The organism is Pedobacter sp. UYP30, assembly GCF_040547165.1.
Lineage (GTDB): Bacteria > Bacteroidota > Bacteroidia > Sphingobacteriales > Sphingobacteriaceae > Pedobacter.
On record NZ_JBEPPD010000008.1, the window covers coordinates 56,439 to 72,966 of the forward strand.

Sequence of the window (16,528 nt, forward strand, 5' to 3'; positions counted from 1 at the left end):
TAATAGCGTTATTATGAGGAAATTCGCAAAGACCTCTTTGCAAAATTTTAGTTACACACCAAACTTCCTACTAAAAATAGAACCAAAATTAGTGTTAACGCGCGCCGGTATATGGAGTTAGCATAGATAGGTGTTTGTAGAAAAAGAGATAGGTAGTGGAGCTACTTTGTGAATTTATAAATTAATCTCGCAGTTGCCTCTGAGGCTCCGGGCTTGCCCATTATTTCTCGTAAATCTTGATAATTTTCGAGCATAATTGTCCTGCCTTTTCCTTCGACAATCATTCCCAACTCCTTCTTAATCTCTATCGCGCTGCAGTCCTCCTGAATCAATTCGGTAACTACACGTTTGTCCATAATTAAATTTACCAAAGAAATGAATTTTATGTTCACCAACATCCTCGCAATTAAAATAGAAATAGTACCACCTTTATAAACCACCACTTGTGGCACGTTGAAAAGCGCAGTTTCTAATGTTGCCGTTCCAGATGCAACGAGGGCAGCGTGTGCAACGTTTAATAAATTATAAGTGTCGTTAAAAACAATCTTTACTCTTTTATTGCCTATTATTTGCTCGTAATAATCTGAGCTGAACGTCGGTGCTGCCGCAACGGCAAAAATATAATCTGGATAATCTTGCACTACTGTTAACATTGCTGGCAATAATCGCTCTATTTCTTGCTTTCTGCTGCCTGGCAAAAGTGCAACGATTTTCTCTTGGCCAATCTGGTTTTCTGCTCTAAATTTGCCGTTCGCTTTAAAGGCCGCAATTTCGTCTAACAATGGGTTGCCCACATAGCTAACTTCCATTCCCCATTTTTTATAAAAATCTACTTCAAACGGTAAGATGCAAAACATTTTATCTACCGTTTGTTTGATTTTTAACACTCGCTTTTGGTTCCATGCCCAAACTTTTGGAGAAATATAGTAGCAAACTTTAAAACCCTTTGTTTTGGCGAAACTTGCAATTTTTAAATTGAAGCCTGGGAAATCTATTAAAACAACCACATCTGGTTGCCAAGCGGTTATGGCCGCCTTGCAAAACTTTAGATTTCTTGCTATGGTTGATAAATTTAACACCACCTCGGTGAAGCCCATGAAGGCCATTTCTCGATAGTGTTTTTCTAATTGTCCGCCCTGCGCTTGCATCTTGTCGCCGCCGAAATAATTAAACTCTGCATGGCTATCTTCAGCCTTTAGCGCTTTCATTAGGTTGGCGCCGTGTAAATCGCCAGATGCTTCTCCTGCTATTAGGAAGTATTTCATGGTTTAGGGTTTAGGGTTTAGGGTTTAGGGTTTAGGGAAAATGAAAAACTTATCTTCAACAACAATCCCTCGACTGTCTGACTTCTCACCCCTCTTCCGCCTACATCACTTTATAAAAGAAAAACACAAATGCGCAGAAAAAGGTAGCAGCCAAAATTCCTCTGCCAATATTTTCTTTATTGTACTTAAAAAAATACTGCATGGTGTATGCATTAATTGCAATAGCGCCAATGTAGAGCAAATCGGCCTTTGCCAAATAAATTACGTGCGTAATAATATACCATGCAATTGCGCACAAAAAAGCGGGTATAATTAGGCCGATAAACAAACCTGTCCAAACCGAATTTTTTAATTTGTTTAATTTTGGATTCATCAATATCCTAGCCTAAGTAAATACCATCTGCTGGCGAAATCTCTTGTTTAGATTCTGTTGGGCCCAGAACTCCAAAATCCCACCCGTTTAGCAATTGAATTGCGTGGTGTGCAGTTAGATCAAACTGAACAGGAACTACAGAGACATAACCATGCTCCAACGCCCAAACATCGGTATCTTCGCCCTTATCAAAATTTTGAAAAACTCCGGTAAGCCAGTAATAAGGTCGTTTATAAGGATCTATACGTTCCTCAAATTCTTCTGCCCATTTGGCATTTGCTTGTCTACAAATCTTAATTCCTTTAAGGCTATCGCCTTTTGGAAAGTTTACATTTAATAGAGTTCCATCTGGCAAGCCATGTTGTAACACCTGCTCTGAAATAGATTTTATGAACGGTTTGGTGTACTGAAAATCGGCATCAGAAGTAAAGTCATCTAGCGAGAAACCAATAGAGGGAATTCTTTCTATGGCGCCTTCTACCGCAGCAGACATGGTGCCAGAGTAAATAACGTTAATGGAGTTGTTCAGCCCGTGGTTTATTCCCGAGACGCACAAATCTGGCTTATTGCCCTTAAATATTTTGTTAACAGCAAGCTTAACGCAATCTACCGGCGTGCCGCTGCACTTGTACATTTCTACGCCAGCGTACAAATCTACCTTATCAAACCTAATGGGTTTACCTATGGTTATGGCATGCCCCATACCGCTTTGTGGGCTATCTGGAGCAACAACTACCACGTTTCCCAAATGCTCCATTACCTCTATCAGGTTTTTAATCCCTTTGGCGGTAATGCCGTCATCGTTTACAACTAAAATATTTGGTCTCGCAGCCTTTTTTTTCATATCGGTAAATGTACAAATTATAAAATTTTCGACCCACTGTTCGCCCATTTTAAATTGATTAATAGGCGTTAAAAAACCAACTTTTGCCAATAAATTTTAATTTAATTAGGCAAGTAAAAATTCTATATTTGATTAACTAACATATTATTAGCGGCTGCACAGAAATCTTTGTGTAATCGCCCTAAAAACATAAACAAATGAAAATTAAATCATCAGTTTTGCTATTCTTTCTGTTAATTGGATTTTTAGCAAAGGCACAAACAACCTATCAGTGGAAAACAGGCTCATCGGCGGGTTATACCTATAAATACGTAACCAACGACCCAACCAAAACCCGTTTCTACACCTTAAAAAATGGGCTAACGGTTATTCTTTCACAAAACAACAAAGAGCCAAATATTGTGTACAAAATGGCAGTTCGTGCGGGTAGCAATACCGATCCTCGCACAAATACTGGTTTGGCGCATTATTTAGAACACTTGCTTTTTAAGGGCACCGACAAGTTTGGCACCATGAATTATGCAAAGGAAAAACCCTATCTGGATAAAATACAAGCGCTTTACGAAGTTTACGACAGCACAACAGACACACTTAAGCGTAAAGAAATTTACAAGCAAATCGACAAACTATCGGGCGAAGCCTCTACTTACTCGATAGCAAATGAATATGACAAAATGATGAAAGCAATTGGTAGCAACGTTACCAATGCACATACTTCTGTAGAGGAAACTGTTTATGAAGAAAACCTCCCTTCTAATGCCGTAAATAAATTTTTAGAAGTTCAGGCAGAGCGTTTCAGAGCTCCTGTTTTTAGAATTTTCCACACAGAGTTGGAAGCTGTTTACGAAGAAAAAAACCGTGGATTAGACAACGACGGCAGGAAAATGTATGAGAAAATGCTTGCTGCACTTTTCCCTACGCACAATTATGGGCAACAAACAACGATAGGAACAATCGAGAATTTAAAAAACCCATCGTTGGTGCAGATTAGAAAGTATTATAATAAATATTACGCACCTAACAATATGGCGCTTATTATGAGCGGCGATATCAACTATGATACTTTGATCAAAAAAATAAGTAGCGATTTTGCTTACATGCAGCCCAAATCTTTTGAGTCTTATCAACCTGCGCCAGAAAAGCCGTTAACAACCATACAAACGGTAGATGTGTATGGCCCAAGCGCAGAAAATTTGTACGTTGCCTATCGTGGTTTTGCAGAAAACACACATAAAAGTTTGCTGTTAAATTTAATTAGCAGCATATTATCTAACGGAAAAGCCGGGTTGTTAGACATCAACTTAAACAAAAAGCAAGAGGTTTTAAGGGCGGGGTCCTTTTATGAACAAATGAAAGATTATGGCGTGTTTATTTTATCGGCCACTCCAAAAACTGGCCAAAGTTTAGACGAGACTAAAAAACTTCTACTGTCGCAGATCAATTTGCTCAAAAAAGGCGATTTTGATGAAAGCCTAATCAAAGCAACCGTAGCAAACACAAAATTGGCAGAATTGGAAGGGTACGACAACAACGATGTTAGAGCAGATGCTACTATGACTGCTTTTATCCAGAACCGAGGAACCGAATGGGACAAAAATTTGGCTAGCACAGATAACATGGCAAAGATTACCAAACAAGAAGTGGTAGATTTTGCCAATCAATTTTTTATAGACAATTACGTAGTTGTGTTAAAACATAAAGGCGAAGACAAGAACATTATTAAGGTACAAAAACCTGCCATCACCGCAGTAAAGACCAATGCAAACGAAGTGTCGCCGTTTACAAAAGCCATTATAGCCGAACCAGTAAAACCCATTGCTCCAAAATTTTTAGACTACAAAAAGGATTTAGAATTTGGCAAAGCAGGCATAGCCGATGTAATTGAGGTGCAAAATACAGAAAACAGCATTTTTAGAATGGGCTATCGTTTCGAAATGGGTTCCTACAATTACCAATTGTTGCCTTATGCTGCACAATATTTGGCGTTTTTAGGTACTGATAAGTATACCGCAGAAGAAATAAGCAAGGCTTTTTACAACATTGCCTGTAGTTACCGTTTAAATGTTGGCACAGAAGTAACAACAGTTTCGTTGAGTGGCTTGCAAGAAAATTTTGATAAAGCAACCAGCATGTTAGAAGACCTTTTGGCGCACTGCAAACCAAATGAAAAAGCGTTAGAAGACCTGAAAAGTCGTATTTTAAAAGACAGGGAAAATGCCAAGTTAAATAAGGGATCTATTCTAACTGGCTTAATGAGCTATGCGGAGTATGGTGCAAACAATCCATTCAACAATCAATTGAGCAACCAAGAAATTAAAGACATTAACGCAGAAGATTTAATTTATATGTTGCACAACCTTAGCAATTATAAACATACCATTACATATTATGGACCAGAAAAAATAGCCGATTTTACAAAGAACATTACTGAGCTCCATCCGCTAGGTAAAGCATTTACACCTGCAGCGCCAATGAAAAAATTTGTGTATACCAAAACTGATAGCAATAGGGTTTATTTTGCAGATTACGATATGGTGCAGGCCGAAATTAGATGGGAAAGAAATGCCGGCCTATATAACCCAGAAAATGCGGCAAAGATAGATTTGTTTAATAATTATTTTGGTGGCGGAATGGGATCCGTAGTTTTCCAGACCATTAGAGAATCTAAAGCGCTTGCCTACTCTACTTTTGCGGTTTACGCCACCCCAGAAAGAAGAGACAAAGAAAATTTAATTGTAGCCTATATCGGCACACAGGCAGATAAGATGAACGAAGCCATAATCGGTATGAATGAATTGTTAGATACGCTTCCGCTGAGTGATAAAAATTTCAGCTTATCTAAAAATAACTCGCTAAATGGCATAGAGATAACAAGGATAACCAAAGATGATATTATTTATAGATACTTGGATGATAAGAAACTTGGTTTCGACCACGATTCTAGAATTGATGAATATCGAGATTTGAAGCCATTAACTTTTGATGATTTAAAAGCTTTCCATCAGGCTAATATTTCTAACAAACCTTATAATTATTGTATTGTAGCTTCTGATAAAAAAGTAAATACCGCCAACCTTACAAAATACGGGGCATTAAACAAGTTAAGTTTAGAGCAGATTTTTGGCTACTAGACAGGTTCTTAAAGGCGTGTTACAGAAAGTGTAACAAGGGCGGGCGATTTTCTCAACAGAAAATCGCCCGCTTTGACTTCTAGAATATCTTATTTTGAACTACTCGACCTGCTCAGCTTCTATCAGCTCACTACACCGAAGCGTATAATTTCTATTGTTAATTGGCATGATAAAAAACAAAATTTCATTTATTGGCGATTTAATTGCGAGGCAGAAAACAAACTTAAAATTTGTTGATGTAGACTGTTTTCTTATTTACAAATTCTTGGATGCCATCAATAGATAACTCCCTTCCGTAGCCCGACGTCTTTGTACCTCCAAATGGCAATCTTGGATCACTTTTTACCAATTCATTTACAAACACAGCTCCGTCTTCAAATTTTGAAACCAGCCTTTTAGCTTTAGCCAAGTCTTCTGTAAAGATAGAAACGCCTAAACCAAACTTACTTTGGTTCACTAAAGCTATCGCCTCTTCATCACTTTCAAAGATGGTTATTCCAATAACTGGCCCAAAAGTTTCCTCGGTAAAAACGCACATATCCTTTGTGACATTTCCAAGTACAGTTGGCTCAAAAAAAGCACCATCGCGCTTGCCGCCCACTAGTATTTTTGCACCTTGTTTAAGAGATTGATCTAATTGTTTCTCTAACTCTTCGGCCAAATCAACTCGAGCCATAGTACTAATAAATGTATCGCTCTCCATTGGGTTTCCCACTTTAAGGTTGCTCACCGCAGCCACAAATTTTTCTATAAACACCTTTTCTATCGAAGCATGCAGCAATAATCTTTTCCCTGCAATACAGCTTTGTCCTGTATTTTGAAAACGAGCCTGCACGCAGGTTTTAACGGTTTGTTCTAGGTTACAATCATTAAAAACAACCAAGGCGTTGTTGCCACCCAACTCTAAAACCGATTTTTTAATTTCGGCACCTGCGGCCGCGGCCACTGCTTTACCTGCTGTTTCACTTCCAGTTAGCGTAACTGCTTTAATGTATTTATTTTTGATAATGTCTGCTATCTGCCCGCTCTTGATGGGTAGATTTGTAAAACAGCCTTCAGCAAATCCTGCCCTTTTAAAAACCTGCTCTATGTTATTGGCACATTGCATTACATTGCTGGCATGCTTTAATACCCCCACATTTCCCGCCATTAACGCGGGTGCGGCAAAACGGAACACCTGCCAAAATGGATAATTCCATGGCATTACCGCCAACACAACGCCAATAGGTTCATAACTCACATAACTTTCGTGCGCTTCTGTTTCAATCAATTTATTTGCCAACTGCGCTTCTGCATTTTCTGCATAAAATTCGCAAACTAGCGCGCACTTTTCTACTTCGGCCAAAGACTGGGTTATAGGCTTGCCCATTTCTGCTGTTATTGTGGTAGCGTACTCCTTGCTGTTCTTTCTCAATTCAGCAGCAGCAGCTTTCATTAATTTCTTTCTTTCAGAAATTGGTGTTTCTCTCCAAATATGATACCGGTCGTCTGCATTTTTAATAGCCTTTTCTATTTCTGATTTATTGAGTTCCTCTACCTCGTAAATTTGTTTTGACGAATAAGGGTTTATAGATTTTAACATGTTGATTTTTTATTTGATGAAAGGCGCGAAATTTGGCATATTGAAAAAGCCTTGGTTTTTAAACAGTATTCTAAACTTGAACATTTTTAAAACAGATAGGTTTTTAAATAACGACTGCTGTTAACCTACCATTGACGTTTTTATATAAAAGTTGTTACTTTCAGATAATTGAATTGCTAACTCATTTCTATTACTCCTCCATTCAACCTTCCCAAAAACGACCTCCACTCCGCCTAATGCTGTCCTGTCCGGACGGGAGTCCTACTTTTCTCTTGACAAAAAAGTAGCAAAACCGAGCATTTCTGCGAGCTCATGAATGCAAATAAAACAATAGATGCTAATGAATAAAGTCAAGGCTGGTACCTCTTTGGGTAAAAATTCGCCAAGCTGTTTAATATCGATGATTCGAGGCCTTTTCCCTGCTTTTTCCTTCGCGCGGCTGCAAATCCTCTTCGCACGAGTAACCCGGCAGTTCTCTGCAAGCAGCTTTAGGCGTTTTTTCCTCCAAACAGCTGCTAGGCCAGTCCCACCGAGATGGCTATAGCGCTTTTACTTTTATCCAAATTTAAACAGGCTCGAAGTATTAACAAATAATTTTTACAAGCATGATACAAACAGCATATCTTCGGAGTTAACTAGTAAAAGTTAAACTTTCTAAAATGGCGTTGATTGAAAATCTCGCACCGCATACAAACTCATCGGCTGCGCCATAATAAATTATTAATTCATCACCATGGATGATGTGCCCATTTGTAAAAATTACCTGGCCAAAAAAACCATGTAGCTCGTAATCTGCCTGAGGTTCCATAATTGGGTCTTTAGATCTTGCGATTACTTTACTGGGGTTTTCTAAATCCATCAGAAATGCTCCAAGGCAATATCTGTGTGAATCGTCAGCGCCGTGATAAATTGACAGCCAACCATGATCAGTTTTTATAGGAGCTGCTCCGCCGCCAACACGCCGACTATCCCAGCTATTTTTACGAGTTTTTAAGAGGCATTGATGATTTCCCCACTCATAACCGTTGCTAGATTCTGCTAGCCAAATGTAGTTTCCACCCAAATCTACGCTACTTGGTCGATGAAGCGCATAAAATTTCCCTTTAATTTTTTGGCTAAAAAGTGCACAATCTTTATTGTGTGGAGGAATAACCATTCCGTGATGGGTAAATGTTTTCCAATCTTTGGTGGTTCTCATGCCAACACCGACACCGTGTGCGGAGACAGCAGTATAGGTGAGATAAAACAATCCATCTATTTGAGTTACCCGGCAATCTTCAATTCCAAAACTTTCATTTGCTCCCTGTCCCTGAAGCAGGGGATAGCCATCGGGTTGATAAAAATGAATTCCATCATCGCTACAAACCAAACGCAGGTGCGAAAGTGTGGTGAGGTAATCACTTCCCTTGTAATTGATAATTCTCGGGTCGAGCGCTATCAAGTTTTTGTCATTCGCTGATATTTCCTTAATTTCAATTCCGTCAGGTTTCAAAATAGGAAATGAAATAATGCCCGGCTTTTGCGGTGGTCTTTCTGCCACTCGAACAACCATCCACGTTTTATCCAAAAACGTAAAAACTCCAGGATTAAGCAAACATGCAATTTCTAAACCAGGCTTGCTCGGCATCAAATCTTTGGGAAACAACAATGGGTTTTCTGGAAATCTTTGGGATAAATCTGACATACAAATTCCTATAAATTATTTTGAATTATATAAAGGCTGAAAGCAAAATGCACAAAGTTTAAAAATAAAAAGCTATATCACAGTATATTATACTATTTATTTGTGAAATTAATTAATGGATTCTATATAAGTGATTGGATTCATTAAACACGCAAAATAGAAAAGGCAACCTTTTCAGATTGCCTTTTAATATTTGGCTTGGAACCGTTATAATGAATTTATCCAAGTCACTAATTCGTCGCGGCCTTTGCCAGTTTTCTTCTGTAATTTTCCCAGCAACTCATCGTCTTTTCCTTCTTCGTGCGTTAAGTCATCATCGGTCAAGTCGCCGTAGGCTTGTTTAACTTTGCCTTTAATCTCGTTCCACTTTCCTTTAATTTCTAGCTTATCCATATTTTTTTGTTTTAGTGTTTGAATATTGATTGTACTCAAAGAACATCAAGCGCGAGAAATTGTTTTTTCTGGAAGACCTAACTAGGAATAAAAATTAAAATATTTTTTACAGGTTCTTCGCAGCAGCAGTAATAATTTTTACCACCTCTGGGTCTAACAACGTAGAAATGTCTCCCAAGTTATCTGTGTCTCCTTCTGCTATTTTACGCAAAATACGACGCATAATTTTTCCAGACCTTGTTTTAGGCAAACCACTTACAAACAATATTTTATCGGGCTTAGCAATGGGTCCAATTACCCTTGTAACGGTTTGTAGAATATCCTTTTTAGATAATTCCTCATCTCCATGCATTTCTGGAAAAATTACGAATGCATATATTCCCTGTCCTTTTACATCATGCGGATAGCCAACTACAGCGCTTTCTACCACACCAGCGTGCATATTTATGGCATTTTCTACTTCAGCTGTTCCTATTCTGTGTCCTGAAACATTTAACACATCATCTACCCTACCGGTAATTTTATAATAGCCATCTTCATCTCGCATGCAACCATCTCCCGTAAAATACAAGTTTTCGTAGGCAGAAAAATAGGTCAGCTTGCACCGTTCGTGATCGCCGTAGGTGGTACGCAACATGCCGGGCCACGGAAATTTGATGCATAAATTTCCCATCACACCATTTCCGGTAATTTCTGCACCATTTTCATCTACCAATACCGGCTGCACCCCTGGCAGCGGCAGCGTAGCAAAACTTGGCTTGGTTGGTGTAACAGTAGCAATTGGAGAAATCATAATCCCACCCGTTTCTGTTTGCCACCAAGTGTCTACAATCGGCGCCTTGCCCTTCCCTATCTTTTCATCGTACCAATGCCAAGCTTCCTCATTAATCGGCTCACCTACCGACCCTAAAACCCTTAGCGAACTTAAATCTTTCCCCTTTAAAGGCTCATCGCCAAAGCTCATCAAAGAGCGGATAGCCGTTGGTGCTGTGTATAAGGTATTTACTTTATGTTTTTCTACAATATCCCAAAACCTAGATGCGTTTGGATAGGTTGGAATACCTTCAAAAAGAACAGAAGTTGCACCTTGCGATAAGGGACCATACACAATGTAAGAATGACCGGTAATCCAACCAATATCTGCAGTACAAAAATAAACTTCATTTGGCTGGTAATTAAACACATTGCTAAAGGTGTACCCGGCATAAACCATGTAACCACCGCAAGTGTGCACCACGCCTTTTGGTTTACCCGTAGAACCAGAGGTATATAAAATAAACAACATATCTTCTGCATCCATCTCCTCTGCCTCGCAAATGTGGTTTACGTGCTTCACTTCATCTTCCCACCAAACATCTCTACCTTTTAACATAGATACTGGCGTACGAACGTGAGTAAGCACAATACATTTCTCTACGCTGGGGCAACCGATTAGCGCATCGTCAATTACATTTTTTAATGGAATTTGCTTATTTCCACGGTTCGCTCCATCAGCAGTGATGACTAATTTACACTGTGCATCAACAATCCTATCGGCGATAGATTTTGCGGAGAAGCCTCCAAAAACCACCGAATGGATAGCGCCAATACGTGCGCACGCCAATACGGCAATTGCAAGTTCGGGCACCATAGGCATATAAATACATATTCTATCTCCTTTTTTGGCACCGTTGCGCTTTAACACATTTGCAAACCTGCAAACCCGCTCGTGCAACATTTTATAGGTAAGGGTAACGCTTTCTTCTTCGGGGTTGTTAGGTTCGAAAATAATGGCCGGTTTATCTCCGTTTTTTGCCAAATGCCTATCTAAACAGTTTTCGGTAATATTCAACTTAGCGCCTTGAAACCATTTGATGCTTGGTTCTTCGAAATTCCAGGACAACACCTTGTACCAGGGCTTTCTCCATTGAAAATTCTGCGCCACCTCGCCCCAAAACTGCTCTGGGTTTTCAACACTTTTTTTATAATCGGCTTCATATTGCTCAAAAGATGTAATCTGCATTGCTATTTTTCTAGTTTTGATTAGTAGCGGCTAATTTAACGAATTAATGTTTAGCCTTGATAATCAAATCTCATCAAAATGAATACGTAGTTTTAATTGCAGCCAATCTCGCTGCCATCCATTATTTTTGTTAAATTAAAAAATTGCTCTATTTGTCGCGTTCGCATATGCTGTTGCAGCAAACACCAAATCAATAGCATCAACCAAGGTTAAAGGACAGTGTTTAACAAACACAATTAAAAAATCGAATTATACGATTTTTGATAAATCGACAAACATAGTATCTATAACGGTTAGAAAAAGCAAAAAACCTAGCAATGTAGTATACATTACTTTAGGAGTTAAGACCTTTGGTGGAGCTAACAACGATCCAATGGTTTACGGAGCAGTTGGGGAATCAAAAGAAACGCAAAAGGCAACTGAATCTATTTTTGATAGGATTGAGGTTTTAAGCAGTGGATATAAAAATAAATAAGCTATCTACAACTCAAAATGAATTCACATTAGAAAACATTACGTTTCCATTGAAATTGAAGATACATGACATAAAAGAATATATCGAATTTGATTTGAGAGAAACGGGGTGTATGGGAGGGAGATGTGAACCACAAAAAATAATTTGCAACGCTATTGCCGTTTAAGTTTATTTTTCGGATATTTGCACACTCTTAAAAAATTTAAGCGGCGATCATAACAATATAAACGAGTCATGTCAAGAATTTGTGATTTAACAGGGAAAAAAGCGATGGTGGGTAACAACGTATCTCACTCGAACGTGAAGACCAAGCGTAGGTTTTATCCTAATTTACAGCTTCAGAAATTTTACATTCCTGAAGAAGGCCGTTGGATTACCTTAAAGGTAAGCACTTCGGCAATTAAGACCATCAATAAGGTGGGCATTACAGAAGCGATTACCCGTTTCGTAAAAAAAGGAAAATTGTAAGAATACTTGCTGTTTACATTAGCAGCTTAAAAAAACATATAAAATGGCAAAAAAAGGTAACAGAGTTCAGGTTATTTTAGAATGTACTGAGCATAAAGAAAGCGGTATGCCTGGCATGTCTAGATACATTTCTACCAAGAATCGTAAAAATACCACCGAGCGATTGGAGTTGAAAAAATTCAATCCGGTGTTGAGAAAAGTAACTGTACATAAAGAAATTAAATAAGGTTGATGGTTTAGAGGTAGAAGGTTTAGGGTTAACCTATTTTTCTGTCAATCTATCATTTTAATCATTTAAACACAAAAAACATGGCAAAGAAAGTTGTTGCAACCCTAAAAACCGGTACCGGTAAAGAATATTCGAAAGTAATTAGTATGGTTAGATCACCAAAAACAGGTGCTTATACATTTAAGCAAATGATGGTGCATAACGACCACGTTAAGGAAGCTATCGTTCTACAGAAAGAAGCATAGTTCTACCTTTTATAAGAATTTAGGCCGTTCCCAATATAAGGAAGGGCTTTTTTCGTATAAGAAATAAGTCCGACGAATAATTCGCTATCTTTGATAAAAGCAAAGCTATGGAAGCACACAAGTTTAGAACCAAGGTTTCTGAAAATGGAACGATTATTATTCCAGATAACTTTGACGTAAAAAATAAAGAAGTAGAGGTTATTATTTTAAATCCTGCATCTCAAAATAAAACCAAGAAAAGCATGAAAATATTTCTTGGTAAATTTTCTGGAGTGTTGGAGGGGATAGACTCAGACAAGGCTAAATATGATTATCTGATGGAGAAGCATAAGTAATGAATGTATTATTCGACACAAATATTTTCATAGACATTAGCCTAAAGCGGCAACCATTTTACAAAGATTCTTTCGAATCATTGAGCAAAATAAATGGAGAATCCATTAAAGGATTTATCTTAGCTTCAACTTTTACTGATATTTATTATATCTGTAAAAAAAACATTGGTCATGCTAAAACGATAGATATTCTTATCGCACTGATAAACTCGATAAATATTGTTGGTGTCAACTATGATACAATAATTTTTGCGCTCCATTCCAACTTTTTAGACTTTGAGGATGCTGTACAAAATGCAGCAGCAGAGTTAAACCAAATTGATATTATCGTTACGAGGAACGTAAAAGATTTTAACAAAAGCCAAATACCAACATTAACACCAACCGAATTTTTAAAACAACATATTAACTAATGGGCTTATTTGATTTTTTTAAAAAGAAAGAAGTAGCACCCGAAGCCAAAGAAGCATTAGATAAAGGTTTAGAAAAAACCAAAGATGGCTTTTTAAGTAAAATTACCAAGGCCGTTGCCGGTAAATCTACCGTGGATGATGAGGTGTTAGACAATCTTGAAGAGGTTCTAGTAACTAGTGATGTTGGCGTAAAAACTACGCTTAAGATCATTAAGAGAATAGAGGCTAGGGTTGCCAAAGATAAATACGTTTCTACATCAGATTTTAACCATCTTTTAAAAGACGAAATACAACTGCTGCTCGCAGAAAACAACAGTAGTGATTTTAGACAATTTGAATATGGCGACCATAAACCTTATGTAATTATGGTGGTAGGCGTTAACGGGGTGGGCAAAACCACCACCATTGGCAAACTGGCGCACAAATTAAAAGAGTCTGGTTTAAAAGTGGTACTTGGCGCTGCCGACACCTTTAGGGCCGCAGCGGTAGAACAAATTAAACTTTGGGGCGAGCGCGTGGGCGTTCGGGTAGTTGCGCAGCCAATGCACTCAGACCCTGCCTCTGTTGCGTTCGATACATTACAATCTGCCGTTGCAAATGGCGACGATGTTGCCATTATTGATACGGCAGGCAGATTGCACAACAAAGTTGGCTTGATGAACGAATTGGGTAAAATAAAGCAGGTGATGCAAAAAATAGTTCCTGGAGCACCACATGAGATTTTACTTGTGCTAGATGCTTCTACCGGACAAAATGCGTTTGAACAATGCCAGCAATTTACAGAAGCAACGGATGTAAATGCTTTGGCCATTACCAAACTAGACGGCACTGCAAAAGGTGGTGTAGTGATCGGTATTTCAGATCAATTTAAAATACCAGTAAAATATATTGGTGTTGGAGAAAAAATGGGTGACTTACAGCTTTTTGATAAAAAAGAGTTTGTAAACAGCTTGTTTGATTAAACGATTTAATAAAAAATACGGAAGCGCTTGATTACATTGATTTGAAGATTACATAGTTTCTTGATATTTCAATTTTAGAGAAGTCTTTAAAGAAAATACGCAAGCGCTTGATAACACAGATTTAAAGATTTCACAGATAATTTAGTTATTTTATTATAGACGAATATCTGCATAAGGAACTCACTCAAGAAATAATTGGTTGTTGCTATAATGTTCACAATCAATTAGGCCCCGGTTTTTTAGAGAAAATCTATGTCAATGCGTTAAAAATAAAGCTCACGCAAGCTCGGTTAATGTTCGATTTTGAAAAGGAATACATTGTAACATTCGAAAATCAAATAATTGGAAAATTTAGGTGCGATTTAGTTGTTGAGGGAAAAGTAATAGTCGAATTAAAATCTGTTACTGGATTTCAACCAAAACTATTTCAGAACCAACTCATTTCTTACTTGAAAGCCAGTAAAATTAAAACTGGATTATTGATTAACTTTGGCAATACAAGTTGCGAAGTCAAAAGAATATCAGTATAGTGAAAAAAAATAATGTTCAAACCTTATTCTAATCTGTGAAATTCTATAATCTGTGGAATCAAACCGAAAGGAAATGGAAACAATATAATATGAATACTAAAGTACTAAAAAGTAAAGTCTCGCTCAAACAACCGAAAATAAACGTAATTACTCTTGGTTGTTCTAAGAATATTTACGATTCTGAGGTGTTAATGGGTCAGCTTCGCGGCAACAATTTAAATGTGGTGCACGAAAGTGATAAAATGGGCAAGGATGATATTGTGGTTATCAATACCTGCGGTTTTATAGACAATGCCAAGCAAGAATCAATTGATACCATTTTACAATTTAGCGAACTTAAAGAGGCTGGCAAGATTGGCAAAGTGGTGGTAACTGGTTGTTTGAGCGAACGCTATAAGCCAGAACTTTCAGCAGAGATCAGCAATGTAGATGCCTTTTACGGCACAAATGATTTACAAGATATTTTAAAAGAACTTGGCGCCGATTATAAACACGAGCTCATCGGCGAACGCCTACTAACCACGCCTTCTCATTTTGCCTACTTTAAAATTGCAGAAGGATGCAACCGTCCCTGCTCTTTTTGTGCGATACCTCTAATGCGCGGAAAGCACTTGAGCAGACCGATAGAAGAGCTAGTAAACGAAGCCAAAATTCTAGCCAAAAACGGGACAAAAGAACTTATTCTAATTGCCCAGGACCTGACTTATTATGGTTTAGATATTTATGGAAAGCGTAATTTAGATGATTTAATGCGCCGCTTGTCGGATATTCCTGGCATAGAATGGATTAGGTTGCAATATGCCTATCCAAGTGGTTTCCCTATGGAAATTTTGGATGCTATGAATGAGCGCGAGAACATTTGCAATTATCTAGACATGCCTTTGCAGCACATTACAGATAATATGCTGAAATCCATGCGTCGAGGTACTACCAAGCAGAAAACAATAGATTTAGTAAATCAAATACGAGACAAGGTACCGAACATAGCCATGCGTACTACGTTAATTTGTGGATACCCGGGCGAAACAGAACAGGACTTTGAAGAGATGAAAAACTGGGTTGCCAATACAAAATTTGATCGACTAGGCTGTTTTACCTACTCTCACGAAGAGAAAACACATGCCCATTCTTTGGTAGATAACATTTCAGAAGAAGTAAAGCAGCAACGCGTGGAAGAGATTATGGAAATTCAACAGGGAATTTCATTTGACATCAATCAGCAGAAAATTGGACAGACATTTAAAGTGCTTATCGATAAAAAAGAAGGCGACTATTTTATCGGCAGAACCGAATACGATTCGCCAGAGGTAGATAACGAAGTGTTGATAGACGCTAAAATAGACTACGCGGCAATCGGAAGCTTTGTAAACGTTAAGATTAACCGAGCAGAAGATTTCGATCTATATGGTACGCTGGTTGAAATGAAGTTTTAGGCGATAGGAATTAGGTTATAGGTATCAGGTGGATTTCAAAAGCTGATAAGATATCTGCCGAAGCTACGCATCTTTGAAAAGAGGCATTAGGCGTTAAGAATTAGGCGATTGGCAAACTGAAACAAAGAGCTGTAGGTTCGGCCTGTTAAGTTGCACCGGATTTT

Annotated in this window: 16 protein-coding genes; 9 read left to right on the plus strand and 7 right to left on the minus strand. The window is 38.1% G+C overall.

The window, feature by feature from the left end:
• Nucleotides 1-161: 161 nt before the first annotated feature.
• From lpxB to surE, 3 genes are all read right to left on the minus strand, one after another.
• Nucleotides 162-1,265: a lipid-A-disaccharide synthase gene (lpxB, locus tag ABIB40_RS10770; RefSeq protein ID WP_354358870.1), complete on the minus strand. Its 1,104-nt coding sequence runs from the start codon at nt 1,263-1,265 to the stop codon at nt 162-164.
• 100 nt (nt 1,266-1,365) lie between these two features.
• Nucleotides 1,366-1,638 (minus strand): stationary phase survival protein SurE, encoded by a 273-nt coding sequence (locus ABIB40_RS10775; RefSeq protein WP_354358872.1) that lies wholly within the window; start codon nt 1,636-1,638, stop codon nt 1,366-1,368.
• Nucleotides 1,639-1,645: 7 nt separating this feature from the next.
• On the minus strand, nt 1,646-2,482 hold the full coding sequence (gene surE, locus ABIB40_RS10780; RefSeq protein WP_354358874.1) for a 5'/3'-nucleotidase SurE: 837 nt from the start codon (nt 2,480-2,482) through the stop codon (nt 1,646-1,648).
• 197 nt (nt 2,483-2,679) lie between these two features.
• Here surE and ABIB40_RS10785 point away from each other — a divergent pair, with 197 nt between their 5' ends.
• The gene (locus ABIB40_RS10785; RefSeq protein WP_354358876.1) at nt 2,680-5,613 is read left to right on the plus strand and encodes a M16 family metallopeptidase; all 2,934 of its coding nucleotides are present in this window, start codon (nt 2,680-2,682) and stop codon (nt 5,611-5,613) included.
• A gap of 223 nt (nt 5,614-5,836) precedes the next feature.
• On the opposite strand, the gene ABIB40_RS10790 is transcribed toward ABIB40_RS10785, so the two are convergent.
• From ABIB40_RS10790 to acs, 4 genes are all read right to left on the minus strand, one after another.
• Nucleotides 5,837-7,195, minus strand: coding sequence for an NAD-dependent succinate-semialdehyde dehydrogenase (locus ABIB40_RS10790; protein ID WP_354358877.1), 1,359 nt, complete (start codon nt 7,193-7,195; stop codon nt 5,837-5,839).
• Between the two features lie 631 nt (nt 7,196-7,826).
• Nucleotides 7,827-8,879, minus strand: a complete 1,053-nt coding sequence (locus tag ABIB40_RS10795) for a glycoside hydrolase family 130 protein (protein ID WP_354358879.1) — start codon at nt 8,877-8,879, stop codon at nt 7,827-7,829.
• Nucleotides 8,880-9,086: 207 nt separating this feature from the next.
• Nucleotides 9,087-9,272, minus strand: a complete 186-nt coding sequence (locus tag ABIB40_RS10800) for a CsbD family protein (RefSeq protein ID WP_354358881.1) — start codon at nt 9,270-9,272, stop codon at nt 9,087-9,089.
• 106 nt (nt 9,273-9,378) lie between these two features.
• Complete coding sequence (gene acs / locus ABIB40_RS10805) at nt 9,379-11,274, minus strand: acetate--CoA ligase (protein WP_354358883.1); 1,896 nt, start codon at nt 11,272-11,274, stop codon at nt 9,379-9,381.
• Nucleotides 11,275-11,983: 709 nt separating this feature from the next.
• Between acs and rpmB the strand changes: the two genes are divergently transcribed.
• The 8 genes from rpmB (at nt 11,984) to rimO (ending at nt 16,364) form a co-directional block, all read left to right on the plus strand.
• The gene (gene rpmB / locus ABIB40_RS10810) at nt 11,984-12,217 is read left to right on the plus strand and encodes a 50S ribosomal protein L28 (RefSeq protein WP_354358885.1); all 234 of its coding nucleotides are present in this window, start codon (nt 11,984-11,986) and stop codon (nt 12,215-12,217) included.
• A 43-nt stretch (nt 12,218-12,260) separates the two neighbouring features.
• The gene (rpmG, locus tag ABIB40_RS10815) at nt 12,261-12,443 is read left to right on the plus strand and encodes a 50S ribosomal protein L33 (RefSeq protein ID WP_010599807.1); all 183 of its coding nucleotides are present in this window, start codon (nt 12,261-12,263) and stop codon (nt 12,441-12,443) included.
• Nucleotides 12,444-12,526: 83 nt separating this feature from the next.
• Entirely contained in the window at nt 12,527-12,691 is a 165-nt protein-coding gene (locus ABIB40_RS10820; RefSeq protein WP_354358888.1) for a DUF4295 domain-containing protein, read from the plus strand.
• Nucleotides 12,692-12,798: 107 nt separating this feature from the next.
• Nucleotides 12,799-13,026, plus strand: a complete 228-nt coding sequence (locus ABIB40_RS10825; protein ID WP_354358890.1) for a hypothetical protein — start codon at nt 12,799-12,801, stop codon at nt 13,024-13,026.
• Nucleotides 13,026-13,439: a type II toxin-antitoxin system VapC family toxin gene (locus tag ABIB40_RS10830; RefSeq protein WP_354358892.1), complete on the plus strand. Its 414-nt coding sequence runs from the start codon at nt 13,026-13,028 to the stop codon at nt 13,437-13,439. Before ABIB40_RS10825 ends, ABIB40_RS10830 begins: the two co-directional genes overlap by 1 nt.
• Nucleotides 13,439-14,401, plus strand: a complete 963-nt coding sequence (ftsY, locus tag ABIB40_RS10835) for a signal recognition particle-docking protein FtsY (protein WP_354358894.1) — start codon at nt 13,439-13,441, stop codon at nt 14,399-14,401. The genes ABIB40_RS10830 and ftsY overlap by 1 nt, the downstream gene beginning before the upstream one ends.
• Nucleotides 14,402-14,568: 167 nt before the next feature.
• A complete protein-coding gene (locus tag ABIB40_RS10840) occupies nt 14,569-14,931 on the plus strand; it encodes a GxxExxY protein (RefSeq protein WP_354359115.1) in 363 nt (120 codons plus the stop codon).
• 89 nt (nt 14,932-15,020) lie between these two features.
• Entirely contained in the window at nt 15,021-16,364 is a 1,344-nt protein-coding gene (gene rimO / locus ABIB40_RS10845; RefSeq protein WP_354358896.1) for a 30S ribosomal protein S12 methylthiotransferase RimO, read from the plus strand.
• Nucleotides 16,365-16,528 lie beyond the last annotated feature (164 nt).

Excerpts from the sequence above, each read along its gene's own strand:
- ABIB40_RS10825 (WP_354358890.1), top strand. The coding sequence starts at position 12,799 with ATGGAAGCACACAAGTTTAGAACCAAGGTTTCTGAAAATGGAACGATT.
- ftsY (WP_354358894.1), top strand. The coding sequence starts at position 13,439 with ATGGGCTTATTTGATTTTTTTAAAAAGAAAGAAGTAGCACCCGAAGCC.
- rimO (WP_354358896.1), top strand. The coding sequence starts at position 15,021 with ATGAATACTAAAGTACTAAAAAGTAAAGTCTCGCTCAAACAACCGAAA.
- ABIB40_RS10800 (WP_354358881.1), bottom strand. The coding sequence starts at position 9,272 with ATGGATAAGCTAGAAATTAAAGGAAAGTGGAACGAGATTAAAGGCAAA.
- acs (WP_354358883.1), bottom strand. The coding sequence starts at position 11,274 with ATGCAGATTACATCTTTTGAGCAATATGAAGCCGATTATAAAAAAAGT.
- ABIB40_RS10775 (WP_354358872.1), bottom strand. The coding sequence starts at position 1,638 with ATGAATCCAAAATTAAACAAATTAAAAAATTCGGTTTGGACAGGTTTG.
- ABIB40_RS10830 (WP_354358892.1), top strand. The coding sequence starts at position 13,026 with ATGAATGTATTATTCGACACAAATATTTTCATAGACATTAGCCTAAAG.
- lpxB (WP_354358870.1), bottom strand. The coding sequence starts at position 1,265 with ATGAAATACTTCCTAATAGCAGGAGAAGCATCTGGCGATTTACACGGC.
- rpmG (WP_010599807.1), top strand. The coding sequence starts at position 12,261 with ATGGCAAAAAAAGGTAACAGAGTTCAGGTTATTTTAGAATGTACTGAG.
- ABIB40_RS10820 (WP_354358888.1), top strand. The coding sequence starts at position 12,527 with ATGGCAAAGAAAGTTGTTGCAACCCTAAAAACCGGTACCGGTAAAGAA.
- ABIB40_RS10795 (WP_354358879.1), bottom strand. The coding sequence starts at position 8,879 with ATGTCAGATTTATCCCAAAGATTTCCAGAAAACCCATTGTTGTTTCCC.
- ABIB40_RS10785 (WP_354358876.1), top strand. The coding sequence starts at position 2,680 with ATGAAAATTAAATCATCAGTTTTGCTATTCTTTCTGTTAATTGGATTT.
- surE (WP_354358874.1), bottom strand. The coding sequence starts at position 2,482 with ATGAAAAAAAAGGCTGCGAGACCAAATATTTTAGTTGTAAACGATGAC.
- ABIB40_RS10790 (WP_354358877.1), bottom strand. The coding sequence starts at position 7,195 with ATGTTAAAATCTATAAACCCTTATTCGTCAAAACAAATTTACGAGGTA.
- rpmB (WP_354358885.1), top strand. The coding sequence starts at position 11,984 with ATGTCAAGAATTTGTGATTTAACAGGGAAAAAAGCGATGGTGGGTAAC.